Genomic DNA, 16,377 nt, shown 5'->3' with positions numbered 1-16,377 from the left:
CGCTTCTTCGCGCCCGCCTCTCTTATTCAAACCCCGTCACCCGATGCGGCACGTAAGCCGTTTCCAACTCCGCCACCTCTTGCGGCGACAAACTCAAATCGACCGCGGCAATGGCGTCGTCCAACTGCTCGCTGCGTGACGCGCCAACGATCGGCGCGCTGACCGCCGGCTTGTTCAGCAGCCAGGCCAGCGCGATCTGCGCGCGTGGCACGCCGCGTTCCTCCGCCAGGCTGGCGACGCGCTCGGCGATAATGGCGTCGATGCCTTCGGTTTCATCGTACAGACTCTTGCCGAACTGGTCCGAGACCAGGCGGGCGGTGGTTTCGCCCCAGGGGCGGGTCAGGCGGCCGCGCGCCAGCGGGCTCCACGGCAGTACGGCGATGCCTTCGGCGACGCACAGCGGGTGCATCTCGCGCTCTTCTTCGCGCTGGATCAGGTTGTATTGATCCTGCATGCTGACGAAGCGCGTCCAGCCGTGCAGATCGGCGGTATACAGCGCCTTGGCGAACTGCCAGGCGTACATGGAAGAGGCGCCGATGTAACGCGCCTTACCGGCTTTCACCACGTCGTGCAGTGCTTCCAGCGTCTCTTCCAGCGGCGTTTCGTAATCCCAGCGATGGATTTGCAGCAAATCGACATAGTCGGTGCCGAGACGGCGCAGGCTGTCGTCGATGGACTGCATGATCTTGGCGCGCGACAAACCGCGCTCCAGGTTGCTCAGCGGGAAATAGACCTTGGTTGCGATCACCACCTCCTCGCGGCGTGCATAGTCGCGCAGCGCCCGGCCGAGGATCTCCTCGCTGCTGCCGTCGGAATAGCTGTTGGCGGTGTCGAAAAAGTTGATGCCGGCTTCCAGCGCCTGTTTCAACAGTGGGCGGCTGCTTTCTTCCGGCAGCGTCCAGGCGTGATTGCCGCGGCTCGGTTCGCCGTAGGTCATGCAACCCAGGCAGATGCGCGAGACGTTCAGATCGGTGTTGCCCAGTTTGAGATATTTCATGCTTGCCTCCCATTCACAGCTCAGACAGTAACTGTAGCGCGGATCCCGGAGGGCGGAAATGAAAACGCCCCCGAAGGCGGAGGCGTTTTATCAGGCGCGAGTGGCGAATTACTGCGCCAGCCAGGTTTCGATTTGGCGCTGAATGCCGGCGGCGTCCAGCCCCAGATCGGCGCGCAGTTCTTCCTGGGTGCCCTGTGAGACGAAGCTGTCCGGCAGGCCGAGGTTCAGCACCGGCACCGGACGGCGTTTGGCCATCAGCAGTTCGTTGACGCCGCTGCCGGCGCCGCCCATGATGGCGTTCTCTTCCAGCGTGACCAGCGTTTCATGGCTGGCGGCCAGTTCGAGCACCAGCTGCTCGTCCAGCGGTTTGACGAAGCGCATGTCGACCAGCGTGGCGTTGAGCGCTTCCGCCGCCGCAGCGGCCTCCGGCAGCAGGGTGCCGAAGTTGAGAATGGCGATCTTTTCCCCCTGGCGGCGCACCACGCCTTTGCCGATCGGCAGCAGGCTGAGCGGCTCCAGCGCAGCGCCGGTGCCGGTGCCGCGCGGATAGCGCACGGCGCTCGGGCCGTCGTTGTAGTGATAGCCGGTATACAGCATCTGGCGGCATTCGTTTTCGTCGCTCGGCGTCATGATCACCATGGTCGGGATGCAGCGCATGAACGACAGATCGAACGCCCCCTGGTGGGTCTGGCCGTCGGCGCCGACGATGCCGCCGCGATCGATGGCGAACATCACCGGCAGGTTTTGGATCGCCACGTCATGGATCAGCTGATCGTAGGCGCGTTGCAGGAAGGTGGAATAGATCGCCACCACCGGCTTGTAGCCGCCGATCGCCAGCCCGGCGGCGAAGGTGACCGCGTGTTGCTCGGCGATCGCCACATCGAAATATTGCTGCGGATAGTCGCGCGAGAACTGCACCATGCCGGAACCTTCGCGCATCGCCGGCGTGATCGCCATCAGTGAGCTGTCTTTGGCGGCGGTTTCACACAGCCAGTCGCCGAAGATTTTCGAATAGGTCGGCAGACCGCCGGCGCTTTTCGGCAGCGTGCCGCTGGCGGGATCGAACTTCGGCACCGCGTGGAAGCTGATCGGATCCTTCTCCGCCGGCGCGTAACCGCGGCCTTTCTTGGTCATGATGTGCAACAGCTGCGGGCCTTTCAGATCGCGCATGTTTTTCAACGTGGCGACCAGGCCCTGTACGTCGTGCCCGTCTACCGGGCCGATGTAGTTGAAGCCCAGCTCTTCGAACAGCGTACCCGGCACCACCATGCCTTTCAGGTGCTCTTCGGTGCGTTTCACCAGCTCCTTGATCGGCGGCACGCCGGCCAGCACTTTTTTGCCGCCTTCGCGCAGGGTGGAGTAAAGCTTGCCGGACAGCAGCTGCGCCAGATGGTTGTTCAGCGCGCCGACGTTTTCCGAGATCGACATCTCGTTGTCGTTCAGCACCACCAGCATGTCCGGATTGATGTCGCCGGCGTGGTTCATCGCTTCGAACGCCATGCCGGCGGTGATGGCGCCATCGCCGATCACGCACACCGTGCGGCGGCCTTTGCCTTCACGCTCTGCCGCCACCGCCATGCCGAGGCCGGCGCTGATCGAGGTTGACGAATGGCCGACCGACAGCACGTCGTATTCGCTTTCGGCGCGCCACGGGAAGGGGTGCAACCCGTTCTTTTGCCGGATAGTGGCGATCCGGTCGCGGCGGCCGGTCAGGATTTTGTGCGGGTAGGCCTGGTGACCGACGTCCCACACCAGATGATCGAACGGCGTGTTGTAGACGAAATGCAACGCCACCGTCAGTTCGACGGTACCCAGCCCGGAGGCAAAGTGGCCGCTGGAGCGACTGACGCTGTTCAGCAGATATTGCCGCAGCTCATCGCACAGCTTCGGCAAGCTCTCTTTGGGCAGTGAGCGGAGTTCCTCGGGGTTTTCCGCTAGCGCCAGGGTTGGGTATTTGGCTATATCAAGACTCATTCGATACTCATATCAGAGGAGTTAACGTCACACGTTAATTGTCGCGTTCAATAATGAAGCTGGCTAACGCTCGCAATGGCGCTGTGTTATAAGATTGCGCTGCCAAAGTGTCTAATGCAGCTAATGCTTCCTGATAGAGATCCCACGCTTTTGCTTTCGCGCTGTCAAGCCCGAGTAACGCCGGGTAGGTACTCTTTCCGTGTTGTTGGTCCGCTCCCTGGCGCTTGCCGATCTTTTCAGTCTCGCCGACAACGTCCAAAATGTCATCCTGCACCTGGAACGCCAGGCCGACCGCAGCAGCATAACGATCCAACTGCGGCAGCGCCGCTCGTCCTGCTTCGCCGGCGCTCAGCGCGCCCAGACGCACCGCGGCGCGGATCAGCGCACCGGTTTTGTGGCGGTGGATCTGCTCCAGCGCCTGCAGATCGACACGCTTGCCTTCGGCCTCCAGATCCAGCGATTGGCCGCCGCACATGCCGGCGACGCCGCTGGCTGCCGCCAGTTCGGAGACCATCGCCAGCCGATCGCGCAGCGCCACGTCGGGCATTTCGGCATCGGCCAGGATCGAAAACGCCAGCGTTTGCAGCGCATCGCCGGCCAGGATCGCGTTGGCTTCGCCGAATTTAATGTGGCAGGTCGGCTGGCCGCGGCGCAGATCGTCGTCGTCCATCGCCGGCAGATCGTCGTGGATCAGCGAGTAGGCGTGAATGCATTCCACCGCCGCCGCCGGCGCGTCCAGATTGGTCAGCGATACGCCGAACATCTGGCCGGTGGTGTACACCAGGAACGGGCGCAGGCGCTTGCCGCCCAGTAAGGCGCCATGACGCATCGCCGCCACCATGTTGCCGTTGTTGAACGGCAGCGGGGCGATGAAATCCAGCAGCGCGCGATCGGCGCGCCGGCGGAAAATCTGCAGTTGATCGGCAAAAGCGGCCGATGGGACGATCTCAGACATGTCGGTTACTCGGTATCCGGTGTGAAAGGCGCCAACGCCGCGTCGTCGGCGCTGTCGTTAAGGAGGATCTGCACACGCTGTTCCGCCTGTTGCAGTTTCTGCTGGCCTTGACGCGCCAGCTGCACGCCGCGTTCGAATTCGTTCAGCGCGTCTTCCAGCGGCAGTTCGCCCGACTCCAGACGCGTCACGATGCTTTCCAGCTCGCCGAGGGCGCTTTCAAAGCTGGCTGTTTGCTCTGTACTGGCTGATTGTGCTGGTTTTTTCGGCATAATTTTCTTTTTACGTCATCATGTGAACCGTGGCGCCAGAGCCTATCCTAGCGGATCTTGATTAGCAAATCATGGCGCTCATGTGTGGTTTTGTGCGCAGAGCACGGCGATATGGTGATATACTCCGCGCCGTAATTCTTATCTGACAACAAAGACCGCCATGAAGTTTATCATTAAATTGTTCCCGGAAATCACCATCAAGAGCCAATCTGTGCGCTTGCGCTTTATCAAGATTCTCTCGACCAATATTCGCAACGTCCTGAAGCAGTATGATGAAACGCTGGCGGTCGTCCGTCACTGGGATCATATCGAAGTTCGCGCCAAAGATGAAAACCAGCGGCCGGTCATCGCCGACGCGCTGACGCGCATTCCCGGCATCCACCATATCCTGGAAGTGGAAGATCGCGCTTATACCGATATCCACCACATCTTCGAGCAGACGCTGGAAGCCTACCGCGCCCAGCTGGAAGGCAAAACCTTCTGCGTGCGCGTCAAGCGCCGCGGCAAGCAGGCGTTCAACTCGCAGGACGTGGAGCGCTACGTCGGCGGCGGTCTGAACCAGCATATCGACAGCGCGCGCGTTAACCTGACCCGCCCGCAGGTCACGGTAAACCTCGAGATCGAAGACGACAAGCTGATGCTGGTTAAACGCCGCCTCGAAGGCATCGGCGGTTACCCGGTCGGCACTCAGGAAGACGTGATGTCGCTGATTTCCGGCGGTTTCGACTCGGGCGTGTCCAGCTATATGCTGATGCGTCGCGGCTGCCGCGTGCACTTCTGCTTCTTTAACCTGGGCGGCGCCGCGCATGAGATTGGCGTGAAGCAGGTGGCGCACTATCTGTGGAACCGTTTCGCTAGTTCGCACAAGGTGCGCTTCGTCGCCATCGACTTCGAACCGGTGGTGGGCGAGATCCTGGAGAAAGTCGACGACGGCCAGATGGGCGTGGTGCTCAAGCGCATGATGGTGCGCGCCGCTTCGCAAGTGGCCGAACGCTACGGCGTGCAGGCGCTGGTAACCGGTGAGGCGCTGGGGCAGGTGTCCAGCCAGACGCTGACCAACCTGCGCTTGATCGACAATGCGTCCGATACGCTGATCCTGCGTCCGCTGATCTCGCACGATAAAGAGCACATCATCAAACTGGCGCGTGAAATCGGCACCGAAGACTTCGCCAAAACCATGCCGGAATACTGCGGCGTGATTTCGAAGAGCCCGACGGTAAAAGCCGTCAAGGCCAAGATTGAAGAGGAAGAAAGCCACTTCGATTTCAGCATTCTCGATCGGGTGGTGAGCGAGGCGAAGAACGTCGATATTCGCTCCATCGCCGAGCAGGCGCAGGAGCAGGTGACCGAAGTGGAAACCGTCGCGGCCTTCGGCGCCGACGAGGTGATCCTGGATATCCGTTCCAACGACGAGCAGGAAGAGAAGCCGTTGCAGCTGGAACAGGTTGAAGTGAAAGCGCTGCCGTTCTATAAGCTGAGCACCCAGTTCGGCGATCTGGATCAGAGCAAAACCTATCTGCTGTACTGCGAGCGCGGCGTAATGAGCCGCCTGCAGGCGCTGTACCTGCTGGAGCAGGGCTTCAGCAACGTGAAGGTTTATCGCCCGTAACGCGGGCAGCGGCGTAAATGAGAGGGGCTGAACCGGTGTTCAGCCCTTTTTTATCGACAAGCCGCTCAGTCGCGGAAATCGTACATCCCAGGGATCAGCACCAGCTGCGCGGCGATCTCCGCCGCTTTGGCCTTGCCGAGCAGCAGGTCTATCAGCTTCAGTGCAAACTCCATCGCGGTGCCCGGCCCCTGGCTGGTGAGCAGGTTGACGCGCGCGTCGTACACCACGCGCCGCTCCATCCATTTATCCGCCGGTATCCGATCTTTCAAACCCGGGAAACCGGTCATGTTGCCGATCGGGAACAGATCGTGGTGCTGCAACACCAGCGCCGGGGCCGCGCAGATGGCGGCAACGATGTGGCCCTGCAGATGCATCTGCCGCACTTTTTCCACCAGCAGCGGACTGTCGCGGAAGCATTCCGCCCCCTGCAGGCCGCCGGGCAGCACGATGGCGTCGAAAGGCTCATCGACGATCGCCACCAGCGGCGCGTCGGCCAGCAGCTTGACGCCGCGTGAACAAACGATAGTCAGCTCGCCGTCGCCGGCGACGCTGGCGGTAGTGACTTTAACGCCCGCCCGCACCAGCAGATCGATGGTGGTGACGGCTTCGGTTTCTTCGCTACCAGGTGCCAGGCAGACCAGCGCCGATACGCTCATATTCATTTTCCTTTCGTTTAATCAATTCAAACAGCCGCGCATTCTCCGGCAGCGTGAGGCCGTGGCTGCGCGCGCGGCGCAGCAGGTAGCCGGTGATGTAGTCGATCTCGGTATGCCGCTGGCTGCGGATATCCTGCAGCATCGACGAAACGTTGTCGGCGGTGCTGTGGATCACGTCCATCACGTATTGCATCAGGCCTTCGCAGGAGGTGTGGTAACCCTCCATGGCCATCACGCTGGCGACTTCACGACACAGCGCTTCGATCTGCTCCGGGTAGCGCTGCAGATCGCCGTTGCGGCAGCCGTACAGCGCCGTCAGCGGGTTGATCACGCAGTTGACCGCCAGCTTGCGCCAGTTGGCCGAGGCGATGTTGTTGTGCCAGGCGACGTCGGGCAGCGCCTGATGCAGCACTTCCGCCAGGTGGCTGAGGTGCTGGGCGGCCGGTGAGGTGGGGCCGATGTGGGTGATGCCGGTGGCGACGTGGATAATGGTGCTGCCTTCGTGGCGCGCGGCGTGGGTGGTGGTGCCCTGCAAGATGGGCTGGCCATTCGGCGGCAGCTCCTCCTGAGTGCCCATGCCGTTGTGCAGCAGCAAGATGGCGCAGCGGGGGCTCAGCTTCGGCAACAGCGCGCTGACCGCGCTGGATACCTGCCAGGCTTTCAGCGTCACCAGCAGCAGCTCGCTTTGCGCGAGGTGCTCCGGATCGTTGGTGGGCAAATTGCGATTAAACGAGACGCCTTCCGGCTCTATCACGTTCACGGCGCAAAAAGGCTGCGGCACTCTTAGCCATCCCTGTACATCGTGGCCCTGCTGATACAGCCGGGAGAGCCACAGTTGTCCGAGCGCGCCGCAACCAAGAATGGTTATTTTCATTCAGTCTCCTTGGAAACACGGGAATACCGCTCAATTACCGTGATCTAACTATAGGCTTTATAGCAGCCTGAAGCGCTATCCCTGCGTGCGTTCAGCAGATTTTGTCTGAGGCGGCAAAGCGGTTATCATGCTCGGCATCAAAATCGCCTAAGCTATTAGGCACTCATTCAGGAGGAAGAAGTATGCCATCTTTCGACATCGTTTCCGAAATTGATATGCAGGAAGTGCGTAACGCCGTTGAGAACGCCACCCGCGATCTCGGCACCCGCTGGGATTTTCGCAACGTGCCGGCCAGCTTTGAGCTAAACGAGAAGAATCAAAGCATCAAGGTTGCCACCGAGTCTGATTTCCAGGTGCAGCAGCTGCTCGACATTCTGCGCGAAAAGCTGAGCAAGCGCAGCATCGACGGCGCCGCGCTGGAGATCCCGGACGAGTTTACCCACAGCGGTAAAACCTACAGCGTGGAAGCCAAGCTGAAGCAGGGGATTGAAACCAGCGTGGCGAAGAAAATCGTCAAGCTGATCAAAGACAGCAAGCTGAAGGTGCAGGCGCAGATCCAGGGCGAAGAAGTGCGGGTGACCGGCAAGTCACGCGACGACTTGCAGAGCGTGATGGCGCTGGTGCGCGGCGGCGATCTGGGCCAGCCGTTCCAGTTCAAGAACTTCCGCGATTAATCTCGACGGGGCCGGCATTGCCGGCCCCGTTTCTTTACAGCGAATTGACCAGCGCTTCCAGCTGACCGCGGTTGGTCTGCTTGGTATCCACCTTGACGTAGGCGCTGCGCTCTTCCGGCACGACGATCGCCTCGGCCACGCCGGGCTGCGCCTTCAGGCGGCTTTCCAGCGCTGAATCCTTCACCGCCAGTTCCGACAGCGTAATGCGCAGGCTGCTGACATACGGCGGCTCTTTCATGGTGCTGCTGACCAGGAACCAGACGGCGGCCAATACCGCGCCGGCGATAAACACCAAGCCTGCCCCCTGCAAACCGTACAGCCAGCCGCCGAGGCTGCCGCCGATCGCCACGCCGATAAACTGGCTGGTGGAGTACACCCCCATCGCGGTGCCTTTGTAGCCGGCCGGCGATTCTTTGCTGATCAGCGAAGGCAGGATGGCTTCCATCACGTTGAAGGCCATAAAGAACAGCTGCACGCCGGCGATGATGCCCCATAGATGAGCGCCGGAGAGCCACAGCAGCACTTCGGCGCAGAACAGCACCGCCACGCAGCCCATAAACACCTGCTTCATGCGGCGATATTTCTCGGCATAGATAATGAACGGCACCACGGCGGCGAACGACACCAGCATGGTCACCAGGTAGACGATCCAGTGTTCGCTGGCCGCCAGCCCGGCTTTTTCCATCGCCAGCGGCAGCGCCACGAAGCTCGACATCAGCAGAATGTGCAGACACATGATGCCGAAGTTGAGTTTCAACAGGCGCGAGTTGCTCAGCACTTTGCGGAAGCTGCCGCGCACGATGCTGGACTCGCGGTTCAGCAGATGGGTGTCGGCGGAAGGCACCACCGCCAGGGTGATGACGATGCCGGCCAGCGCCAGCACGGCGATCATCCAGAACAGCGCGTGCAAGCCCAAGGCGTGAGTGATGATAGGGCCCAGAACCATGGCGATGGCGAAGGTGATGCCGAAGCTGACGCCGATAAACGCCATCGCTTTGGTGCGGTTCTGCTCGCGGGTCAGATCGGAGAGCAGGGCCATTACCGCGGCGGCGATGGCGCCGGAGCCTTGCAACGCGCGGCCGAGGATCACGCCCCAGATAGAGTCAGTGACGGCTGCGATCACGCTGCCGAGGGCAAAGATCAGCAGGCCGCCGACGATCAGCGGCTTGCGGCCGATGCGATCGGACACCAGGCCGAACGGGATCTGAAACACCGCCTGCGCCAGGCCGTAAATGCCGATGGCGATGCCGATCAGCGCTTCGCTGGCGCCGTTGAGCGCCATGCCGTAGGTGGTCAACACCGGCAATACCATAAACATGCCGAGCATGCGCAGGGAGAACACGGTGCCCAATCCCCAGGTGGCGCGGCGCTCCTGCGGGGTCATTGAATTATCGTTCACGTCAAACCTCGGTAAAAACCATGCCATCAGACGTTGAGACAGCGCCTGATGGCATGATTTCTGTAAAGCTGCGTCATTTTAGTGTGCAGGGCAGGGGGGGTAAATCGAATGTTGTTTAACAGATATTACAGTTTGGCCGCTTTTCGGCGTGACAAATAAAATGGGCCGCATACGCGGCCCATTGACAGATGATTTGGCTTACCAAACGTAGGTCACCAGCGCTTCAGGCGCCGCCGTGGCGCTGAAGTCGATCGACATCATCACGCTCAGCGAGGTGATGGCGACGATGGAGAACACGAACAGTTTACGCGCCCAGACGCTGTCGTTTTCGGTTTTGTAACCGCGCAGCGCCATGCCCAGCCACCATACGCTCACCGCCGCAGCGACGATCAGGTATTTGTAGCCGGCGTAGCCCACCAGGGTCAGCATCAGCGTGGCGATCATAAACGCCAGGATGTAGACCGTGATGTGGTTCTTGGCGACGGAAATGCCTTTCACCACCGGCAGCACCGGAATGTTGGCCGCCTGGTAATCTTTAAAGCGGAAGATAGCGATCGCATAAGAATGCGGCATCTGCCACAGGCTAAAGATAGCCAGCAGGATCAACGCGCCGGCGTCGAACTCGTTGGTGACCGCGCAGTAACCGATAACCGGCGGCGCGGCGCCCGACAAGCTGCCGATCAGCGTGCCGTAGACCGAGTGGCGCTTCATGTACAGGCTGTAAACGCCGACATAAACCACGAAGCCCATCACCGCCAGCCACATGGCCAGCGGGTTGGCCGCGATATACAGCAACGCGAAGCCCACAATACCCAACGCGGTCGCATAAACCAGGGTGACACTCGGCGCGATCAGGCCTTTTACCAGCACCCGATTCTTCGTTCTCTCCATCTTCTTGTCGATGTCGCGGTCGATGTAGTTGTTAAACACACAGCCCGACGCGACCACCAACGAGACACCCACCAGGGTGGCGAGAAACAGGGGATAGTCGATGCTCCCTTTGGAAGCGAGCAGGAATCCCCCAACGACAGAAATTAAATTGCCGAAAATAATTCCTGGTTTAGTGACTTGCAGGTATTGCTTAATCATCACGTGCAGCTCAGCTCTTAATCGACCATCATATTGATGTTGAGGTTGTACATAATCCAGAGTGAACCTACAACAACGATACCGATGATCATAGCGGTGAACAGCAATGCCACCAGGTTCCAGCGCTCTTCCGATGAGGTGTTCATGTGCAGGAAGTAAACCAGGTGAACAATCACCTGGATAACCGCCATACCGACAACAACCGCCAGGATGGTGGAGTGGGAGATGCTGCCATCGTTCCCGTACATTACCATCGCAAATGGAATTACCGTCAGGATGATCGACAGGATAAAGCCGATCAGGTATGACTTCACGCTGCCGTGGCTTGCGCCGCCGTGAGAGGTTTCATGGGATGAATGACTCATGACATAGCCCCCAGCAGGTAGACAACGGTAAATACGCAGATCCAGACCACGTCCAGGAAGTGCCAGAACAGGCTCAGGCACATCAGGCGGGTTTTGTTGGTCGCGGTCAGGCCGAACTTGCTCACCTGAATCATCATCACGATGATCCAAACCAGGCCGGAAGTCACGTGCAGACCGTGGGTGCCGACCAGCGCGAAGAAGCTGGACAGGAACGCGCTGCGATCCGGACCGAAGCCTTCGGTGATCAGTTTGTGGAATTCAAAAACTTCCATTCCAACAAAGCCCAGACCGAACAGGAAGGTCAGGAACAGCCAGGTGTTTACACCGCCAACTTTACCCTTGTTCATGGCGATCATCGCCATGCCGTAGGTGATGGAGCTGAACAGCAGCAGGAAGGTTTCAACCAGGACGAAGTCCAGGTCAAAAATGTTTTTGCCTGCAGGGCGCCGGCGGTCCCGTTCACCAGGACTGCATAAGTCGCGAACAAGCTCGCAAACAAAATACAGTCGCTCATCAGGTAGATCCAGAATCCGAAGACCTTGGTCCCACCCGCGTCGTGGTGCCCATGCTCTGCATGGGCTGCGTTATGATTGGTCAGAGTATCAGTTGACATGGTTCACGCCTGCTTTACGGATTTGTTCGTAGTGTTGGTTCTCAATGCGCTCGATTTCATCAACCTGCACATAGTAGTCAACATCGTTATCGAAGCTCTTGCCGATCCAGACGACGATCATACCGATGAAGCCGGCCAGAGCCATCCACCAGATTTCCCAAATCATTGCGAAACCGAATACCAGGCTGAAGAAGGCGATGATAACGCCGGCGCCGGTGTTCTTAGGCATATGAATCGGTTCGTATTTAGCCGGTTTCTTATAAGCTTCGCCTTTTTCTTTCATGTCCCAGAACTCATCACGGTCATGAATCTGCGGCACTACGGCAAAGTTATAGAACGGCGGTGGAGAAGACGTTGACCACTCCAGAGTACGAGCGCCCCATGGGTCACCGGTCAGATCGCGGTTCTGTTCGCGGTCACGGATACTGACGAAGATCTGGGTCAGCTGGCACAGGATGCCGCAGGCGATCAGCGCCGCACCGCCGGCAGCAACCAGCAGCAGAGGGTGGAACTCAGGGTTGATGTTCTGGCTGATACGACGGGTCATGCCCATAAAGCCCAATGCGTACAGCGGCATGAAGGCGGTGAAGAAGCCGATGATCCAGAACCAGAACGCGCGGATGCCCCATTTTTCGTTCAGCGTGAAGCCGAAGGATTTCGGGAACCAGTAGGTCAGGCCCGCGAAGCAACCGAACACCACGCCGCCGATGATGACGTTGTGGAAGTGCGCGATCAGGAACAGGCTGTTGTGCAGCACGAAGTTCGCGCCCGGCACCGCCAGCAGAACGCCGGTCATACCACCCACGGAGAAGGTGATGATGAAGCCAACGGTCCACAGCATTGCGGAGTTGAGCTTGATGCGGCCCTGATACATGGTGAACAGCCAGTTGAAGATTTTCACCCCGGTCGGGATGGAAATGATCATGGTGGCGATACCGAAGAAGGCGTTAACGTTCGCGCCGGACCCCATGGTGAAGAAGTGGTGCAGCCATACGATGAACGACAGAACGGTGATCGCGATAGTTGCCCATACCAGTGAGGTATAGCCGAACAGGCGTTTTCTGGAGAAGGTCGCGGTGACTTCGGAGAACACGCCGAACACCGGCAGAACCAGAATGTACACCTCTGGGTGACCCCAGGCCCAAATCAGGTTGATGTACATCATCATGTTGCCGCCCATATCATTGGTGAAGAAATGGGTGCCCAGATAGCGATCCAGGGTCAGCAGCGCGATGGTGACGGTCAGAATTGGGAAAGAAACGATGATCAGGACGTTGGTACACAGCGCCGCCCAGGTGAACACCGGCATCTTCATCATAGGCATGCCAGGGGCACGCATCTTCAGAATGGTGGCGAAGAAGTTCACGCCGGTCAGCAGGGTACCCAGACCGGAAATCTGCAGACTCCAGATCCAGTAATCGACCCCGACGCCAGGACTGTACTCTTTACCCGACAGCGGCGGATACGCCAGCCAACCGGTCTGAGCGAATTCACCGACCCCCAGGGAGATGTTGATCAGCACAACGCCCACCACGAAGAACCAGAAGCTCAGGGAGTTCAGGAACGGGAAGGCGACGTCGCGCGCGCCGATTTGCAGCGGCACCACGACGTTCATCAGGCCGACCACGAAAGGCATCGCCATGAAGAAGATCATGATGACGCCGTGCGCGGTGAAGATCTGGTCGTAGTGGTGCGGCGGCAGGAATCCGGCTTCGCCGGCGGACGCCAACGCCTGCTGGCTACGCATCATGATGGCGTCGGCGAAGCCGCGCAGCAGCATGACCATCGCCACGACGATATACATGATACCAATTTTTTTATGGTCGACCGAAGTCAGCCATTCGCTCCACAGCCACTTCCATTTGCCGAAATAGGTCAGCAGCGCCAGCACTGCCAGGCCCCCGACGATAATTGCGGCTACGGTGACCATGATGATCGGTTCGTGGTACGGAACCGCATCAAGTGTTAATTTTCCCAACATCAGTTATTCCTCGGCTCCGGCGTGAGCAGCATGTTCACCCATGTCCATACCTTGGCTCATGTCCATGCCTTCGTGCGCGCCAGCGCCCTTGTGCATATCCATGTCGCCCATGAATTTGGCAATTGTTTCTTTGAACAAATTCGGTTTGACAGCGGCAAAGTACTCGACCGGGTTGTTTTCACTCGGCTCTGCCAGTTTGTTAAAGTCGTCGGTGGTGTTCAGGTTTTTAGGCGATGCCTTCACCTTGGCCACCCACTGATCGAAGTCGCCTTCGGTCGGGGTAACGATCGCGGTGAATTTCATACCGGAGAAGCCTGCGCCGCTGTAGCTGCTGGAGATGCCCTTGTAGGCACCGGCTTCGTTGCCGATCAGGTGCAGTTTGGTCTGCATGCCGGCCATCGCATAAATCTGTCCACCCAACTGCGGGATAAAGAACGAGTTCATTACCGAGTTAGAGGTGATCTTGAATTCGACTGGAACATCTTTCGGGAAAGCCAGCTCATTAACGGTCGCAATGCCTTGTTCCGGATAGATGAACAGCCATTTCCAGTCGAGCGACACCACTTCGATCGTCATCGGCTTCTTGTCGGTGACAATCGGCTTGAACGGGTCGAGTTCGTGGGTAGTCTTCCAGGTAATGGTGCCAAGGATGGCGATGATAATGATAGGAATGGTCCAGACGACCGCTTCGATCTTGTTGGAGTGGGCCCAGTTCGGACTGTACTTGGCGTCTTTGTTGGAAGCGCGATACTTCCAGGCAAAGGCGAACGCCATGAAGATAACTGGCACCACCACGATCAACATCAACGCGATTGCAGTGATAATCAGTGTCCGTTGCTCAACACCAATTGCTCCTTTGGGATTCATCAAAACCATATCGCAGCCACTGAGCAATACAGTGCCTGCAATTAATGACAGCATCCCAATACTTTTATTGTATTTCTTAAGTCTCATCTAACGACCTCAATAACAAAGGCTCAATTGTCGTTTCATGTGTGCGGGCATTTTACGGGAAGGTTGCAGTACTGTAAACATGCTTAAGGGAGTGTCAGCGGCTTGTTGACACTTTCTGTTAAGGGGGTCACAGATGTAACCCTGCGTGACAATTTACCAATGACAACAACGCGTTGGCACGCTGAATCGTGACGAGCAGTCCGTATGTTAAGGAAAACTAAAGGTATGATGAATCTGGCGAAGAAATGCGCGGCGGGGAAATACGCAGAAAAGGTTTATTTAATGTAAAATAATTGTGTCTTAAAGGTGAATTTAATTTTATTTCCGAGCGCCGCAGTCGGATAAAAAAATAATTTTCTCGCTGATTATCTTTTTTTAACGAAATAAATACACCCCCGGATCGCTTTTTTTTCGGCCGGCAAAATCGCCGGCCGGTCGGGTTACGCCAAACGAGCGCGGCGCAGCGCCAGATAATCCAGCATGCTGCCCATCGCGACGCCGAGCAGGCTCAATGCGGCGCCGATCTGCAGCAGCCGGTCGGCCAACAGCGGCGCCTGCGTCCAGTCGAGCGCATTGGCGATCAGCAGCAGCAACCACAGCCCCAGCAGCGAGCAGCCCAGCGTCAGCAGGCGCAGCGCCCAGCGGTAAGCCTGGGTAAACGCGGTGCGCGGCATAAAGTCGCCATGCTGCTGGGTGTGTTCCAGCGTCTGGCGGCAGACGCCGAGCAACAGCAAGCCCGGCAGCGCGGCGGCGATCGAAAACAGATAGAACAGCGGCCAGCCATGGGCTTCGACGAACCAGCCGGCGATCGGCCCGACATAAACGCGGCCCACGGCGGACAGCGCCGACAGCAGCGCGAACTGGGTGGCGGAGAACGAACGGTTGCATAGCGTCATCAGCAGCGCGACGAAGGCCGCGGTGCCCATGCCGCCGCACAGGTTTTCAAGGAAGATGGCGCTGCCCATGGTGAGCAGGTTCTTGTCGGTCACCGCCAGGATCCAATAGCCGAGATTGGAGACCGCCTGCAGGACGCCGAACAGCATCAGGGCGCGGAACAGGGTGAGACGCTGCATCAGCACGCCGCCGAACAGAGCGCCGACGATGGTGGCGAACAGCCCGAGGGTTTTGTTCACCAGCCCCACTTCGCCGGCGTCGAATCCCACGCCGCGGATCAGGAAGGTGGTGCTCAGGCTGCCGGCGAAGGCGTCGCCCATTTTGTACATCACGATCAGCAGCAGGATCAGCCAGGCGTTGTTGCGGCCGAAGAAATCGCGCAGCGGCGCGACGACCGCCTGTTCCATGGTGCGCGGCGCCGGGATGCTTTCATCCGGCTCCGGCGCCATCAGCGTGGCGGCCACGCCGATCAGCATCAATCCGGCCATCAGCCAGTAGGTGGCTTGCCAGCCGAAATAGCGATCCGCCAGCCACAGCGCCAGGCCGCCGGAAACCAGCATCGCCAGCCGATAACCCAGCACCGATATCGCCGCGCCCGCGCCGCGTTCTTCGGCTTTCAGCAGGTCGGTTTTATAGGCGTCGAACACGATATCTTGCGAGGCGGAGCAGAACGCCACCAGCACCGCCAACGCCGCCAGCCACCACAGGTGCTGCGCGGGTTGCATAAAGCCCATCGCCACGATCGCCGCCACCAGCAGCAGCTGGCTGATCAGCAGCCAACCGCGCCGCCGCCCGAGGAACGGCGGGGTATAGCGATCCATGAAGGGCGACCAGAGGAATTTGAAGACGTAGGCCTGGCCCACCAGCGAGAAGATGCCGATGGTTTTCAGATCGATGTTTTCGACGGTCATCCAGGCTTGCAGCGTGCCGGAGGTCAGTGCCAGCGGCAGACCCGACGCGAAGCCCAGCAGCAGCAGAATGGCGGAGTTACGCTGGGTGAAGATGTTCAGATAGTGTTTCGACATGAGTTCCCTGTCTGCGCCGCCCGATCCGCCGGGCGGCGCCAGGCGCGCC

The 16,377-nt window shown here is 59.1% G+C and carries 14 protein-coding genes and 1 pseudogene; 2 read left to right on the top strand and 13 right to left on the bottom strand.

The window, feature by feature from the left end; all coding sequences use genetic code 11:
- Window positions 1–22 precede the first annotated feature (22 nt).
- The 4 genes from ITX55_RS10050 to xseB all read right to left on the bottom strand — a co-directional run bounded on the left by ITX55_RS10050 (window position 23) and on the right by xseB (window position 4,195).
- Window positions 23–997, bottom strand: coding sequence for an aldo/keto reductase (locus tag ITX55_RS10050; RefSeq protein ID WP_164057382.1), 975 nt, complete (start codon window positions 995–997; stop codon window positions 23–25).
- A 108-nt stretch (window positions 998–1,105) separates the two neighbouring features.
- Complete coding sequence (dxs, locus tag ITX55_RS10045; RefSeq protein ID WP_033642060.1) at window positions 1,106–2,971, bottom strand: 1-deoxy-D-xylulose-5-phosphate synthase; 1,866 nt, start codon at window positions 2,969–2,971, stop codon at window positions 1,106–1,108.
- A 34-nt stretch (window positions 2,972–3,005) separates the two neighbouring features.
- Complete coding sequence (ispA, locus tag ITX55_RS10040) at window positions 3,006–3,926, bottom strand: (2E,6E)-farnesyl diphosphate synthase (protein ID WP_033642061.1); 921 nt, start codon at window positions 3,924–3,926, stop codon at window positions 3,006–3,008.
- A 5-nt stretch (window positions 3,927–3,931) separates the two neighbouring features.
- Complete coding sequence (xseB, locus tag ITX55_RS10035; protein WP_033642062.1) at window positions 3,932–4,195, bottom strand: exodeoxyribonuclease VII small subunit; 264 nt, start codon at window positions 4,193–4,195, stop codon at window positions 3,932–3,934.
- A 160-nt stretch (window positions 4,196–4,355) separates the two neighbouring features.
- Here xseB and thiI point away from each other — a divergent pair, with 160 nt between their 5' ends.
- Window positions 4,356–5,804 (top strand): tRNA uracil 4-sulfurtransferase ThiI, encoded by a 1,449-nt coding sequence (gene thiI, locus ITX55_RS10030; RefSeq protein WP_033642063.1) that lies wholly within the window; start codon window positions 4,356–4,358, stop codon window positions 5,802–5,804.
- Between the two features lie 65 nt (window positions 5,805–5,869).
- Here thiI and yajL read toward each other — a convergent pair whose 3' ends face one another.
- Together yajL and panE are read right to left on the bottom strand one after the other, a co-directional pair.
- Window positions 5,870–6,460 carry a protein deglycase YajL gene (yajL, locus tag ITX55_RS10025; RefSeq protein WP_033642064.1) on the bottom strand — a complete coding sequence of 197 codons (591 nt, stop codon included), beginning with the start codon at window positions 6,458–6,460 and terminating at the stop codon, window positions 5,870–5,872.
- Complete coding sequence (panE, locus tag ITX55_RS10020) at window positions 6,423–7,334, bottom strand: 2-dehydropantoate 2-reductase (protein ID WP_033642065.1); 912 nt, start codon at window positions 7,332–7,334, stop codon at window positions 6,423–6,425. The genes yajL and panE overlap by 38 nt, the downstream gene beginning before the upstream one ends.
- 182 nt (window positions 7,335–7,516) lie before the next feature.
- On the opposite strand from panE, the gene ITX55_RS10015 reads away from it, so the two are divergent.
- Window positions 7,517–8,008 carry a YajQ family cyclic di-GMP-binding protein gene (locus tag ITX55_RS10015; protein WP_164057380.1) on the top strand — a complete coding sequence of 164 codons (492 nt, stop codon included), beginning with the start codon at window positions 7,517–7,519 and terminating at the stop codon, window positions 8,006–8,008.
- A 34-nt stretch (window positions 8,009–8,042) separates the two neighbouring features.
- Here ITX55_RS10015 and ITX55_RS10010 read toward each other — a convergent pair whose 3' ends face one another.
- From ITX55_RS10010 to ampG, 7 genes and pseudogenes are all read right to left on the bottom strand, one after another.
- Window positions 8,043–9,407, bottom strand: a complete 1,365-nt coding sequence (locus ITX55_RS10010) for an MFS transporter (protein WP_025301760.1) — start codon at window positions 9,405–9,407, stop codon at window positions 8,043–8,045.
- 198 nt (window positions 9,408–9,605) lie between these two features.
- Window positions 9,606–10,496 carry a heme o synthase gene (gene cyoE / locus ITX55_RS10005; RefSeq protein ID WP_025301761.1) on the bottom strand — a complete coding sequence of 297 codons (891 nt, stop codon included), beginning with the start codon at window positions 10,494–10,496 and terminating at the stop codon, window positions 9,606–9,608.
- A 17-nt stretch (window positions 10,497–10,513) separates the two neighbouring features.
- Window positions 10,514–10,861 carry a cytochrome o ubiquinol oxidase subunit IV gene (locus ITX55_RS10000; protein WP_031300021.1) on the bottom strand — a complete coding sequence of 116 codons (348 nt, stop codon included), beginning with the start codon at window positions 10,859–10,861 and terminating at the stop codon, window positions 10,514–10,516.
- Window positions 10,858–11,474, bottom strand: a pseudogene (locus tag ITX55_RS09995) (cytochrome o ubiquinol oxidase subunit III). The gene ITX55_RS10000 and the pseudogene ITX55_RS09995 overlap by 4 nt, the downstream one beginning before the upstream one ends.
- Entirely contained in the window at window positions 11,464–13,455 is a 1,992-nt protein-coding gene (gene cyoB, locus ITX55_RS09990; protein WP_060659870.1) for a cytochrome o ubiquinol oxidase subunit I, read from the bottom strand. The pseudogene ITX55_RS09995 and the gene cyoB overlap by 11 nt, the downstream one beginning before the upstream one ends.
- Window positions 13,456–13,458: 3 nt before the next feature.
- Window positions 13,459–14,409, bottom strand: a complete 951-nt coding sequence (cyoA, locus tag ITX55_RS09985) for a cytochrome o ubiquinol oxidase subunit II (RefSeq protein WP_033642069.1) — start codon at window positions 14,407–14,409, stop codon at window positions 13,459–13,461.
- Window positions 14,410–14,849: 440 nt separating this feature from the next.
- Complete coding sequence (ampG, locus tag ITX55_RS09980) at window positions 14,850–16,328, bottom strand: muropeptide MFS transporter AmpG (protein WP_033642070.1); 1,479 nt, start codon at window positions 16,326–16,328, stop codon at window positions 14,850–14,852.
- Between the last annotated feature and the right edge of the window lie 49 nt (window positions 16,329–16,377).

Origin of the sequence: Serratia sp. EWG9, assembly GCF_019913725.1 — a bacterium.
GTDB classification, from domain to species: domain Bacteria; phylum Pseudomonadota; class Gammaproteobacteria; order Enterobacterales; family Enterobacteriaceae; genus Serratia; species Serratia ureilytica.
Note: the sequence above shows the minus strand (reverse complement) of the source record. Positions and strands in the feature narration are given on the sequence as shown.

What these genes read in the sequence shown, in the direction of transcription:
- cyoA (WP_033642069.1), bottom strand. Translation starts at nt 14,409, where the DNA reads ATGAGACTTAAGAAATACAATAAAAGTATTGGGATGCTGTCATTAATT.
- dxs (WP_033642060.1), bottom strand. Translation starts at nt 2,971, where the DNA reads ATGAGTCTTGATATAGCCAAATACCCAACCCTGGCGCTAGCGGAAAAC.
- cyoB (WP_060659870.1), bottom strand. Translation starts at nt 13,455, where the DNA reads ATGTTGGGAAAATTAACACTTGATGCGGTTCCGTACCACGAACCGATC.
- cyoE (WP_025301761.1), bottom strand. Translation starts at nt 10,496, where the DNA reads ATGATTAAGCAATACCTGCAAGTCACTAAACCAGGAATTATTTTCGGC.
- ITX55_RS10000 (WP_031300021.1), bottom strand. Translation starts at nt 10,861, where the DNA reads ATGAGTCATTCATCCCATGAAACCTCTCACGGCGGCGCAAGCCACGGC.
- panE (WP_033642065.1), bottom strand. Translation starts at nt 7,334, where the DNA reads ATGAAAATAACCATTCTTGGTTGCGGCGCGCTCGGACAACTGTGGCTC.
- thiI (WP_033642063.1), top strand. Translation starts at nt 4,356, where the DNA reads ATGAAGTTTATCATTAAATTGTTCCCGGAAATCACCATCAAGAGCCAA.
- yajL (WP_033642064.1), bottom strand. Translation starts at nt 6,460, where the DNA reads ATGAGCGTATCGGCGCTGGTCTGCCTGGCACCTGGTAGCGAAGAAACC.
- ITX55_RS10015 (WP_164057380.1), top strand. Translation starts at nt 7,517, where the DNA reads ATGCCATCTTTCGACATCGTTTCCGAAATTGATATGCAGGAAGTGCGT.
- ITX55_RS10050 (WP_164057382.1), bottom strand. Translation starts at nt 997, where the DNA reads ATGAAATATCTCAAACTGGGCAACACCGATCTGAACGTCTCGCGCATC.
- ampG (WP_033642070.1), bottom strand. Translation starts at nt 16,328, where the DNA reads ATGTCGAAACACTATCTGAACATCTTCACCCAGCGTAACTCCGCCATT.
- ispA (WP_033642061.1), bottom strand. Translation starts at nt 3,926, where the DNA reads ATGTCTGAGATCGTCCCATCGGCCGCTTTTGCCGATCAACTGCAGATT.
- xseB (WP_033642062.1), bottom strand. Translation starts at nt 4,195, where the DNA reads ATGCCGAAAAAACCAGCACAATCAGCCAGTACAGAGCAAACAGCCAGC.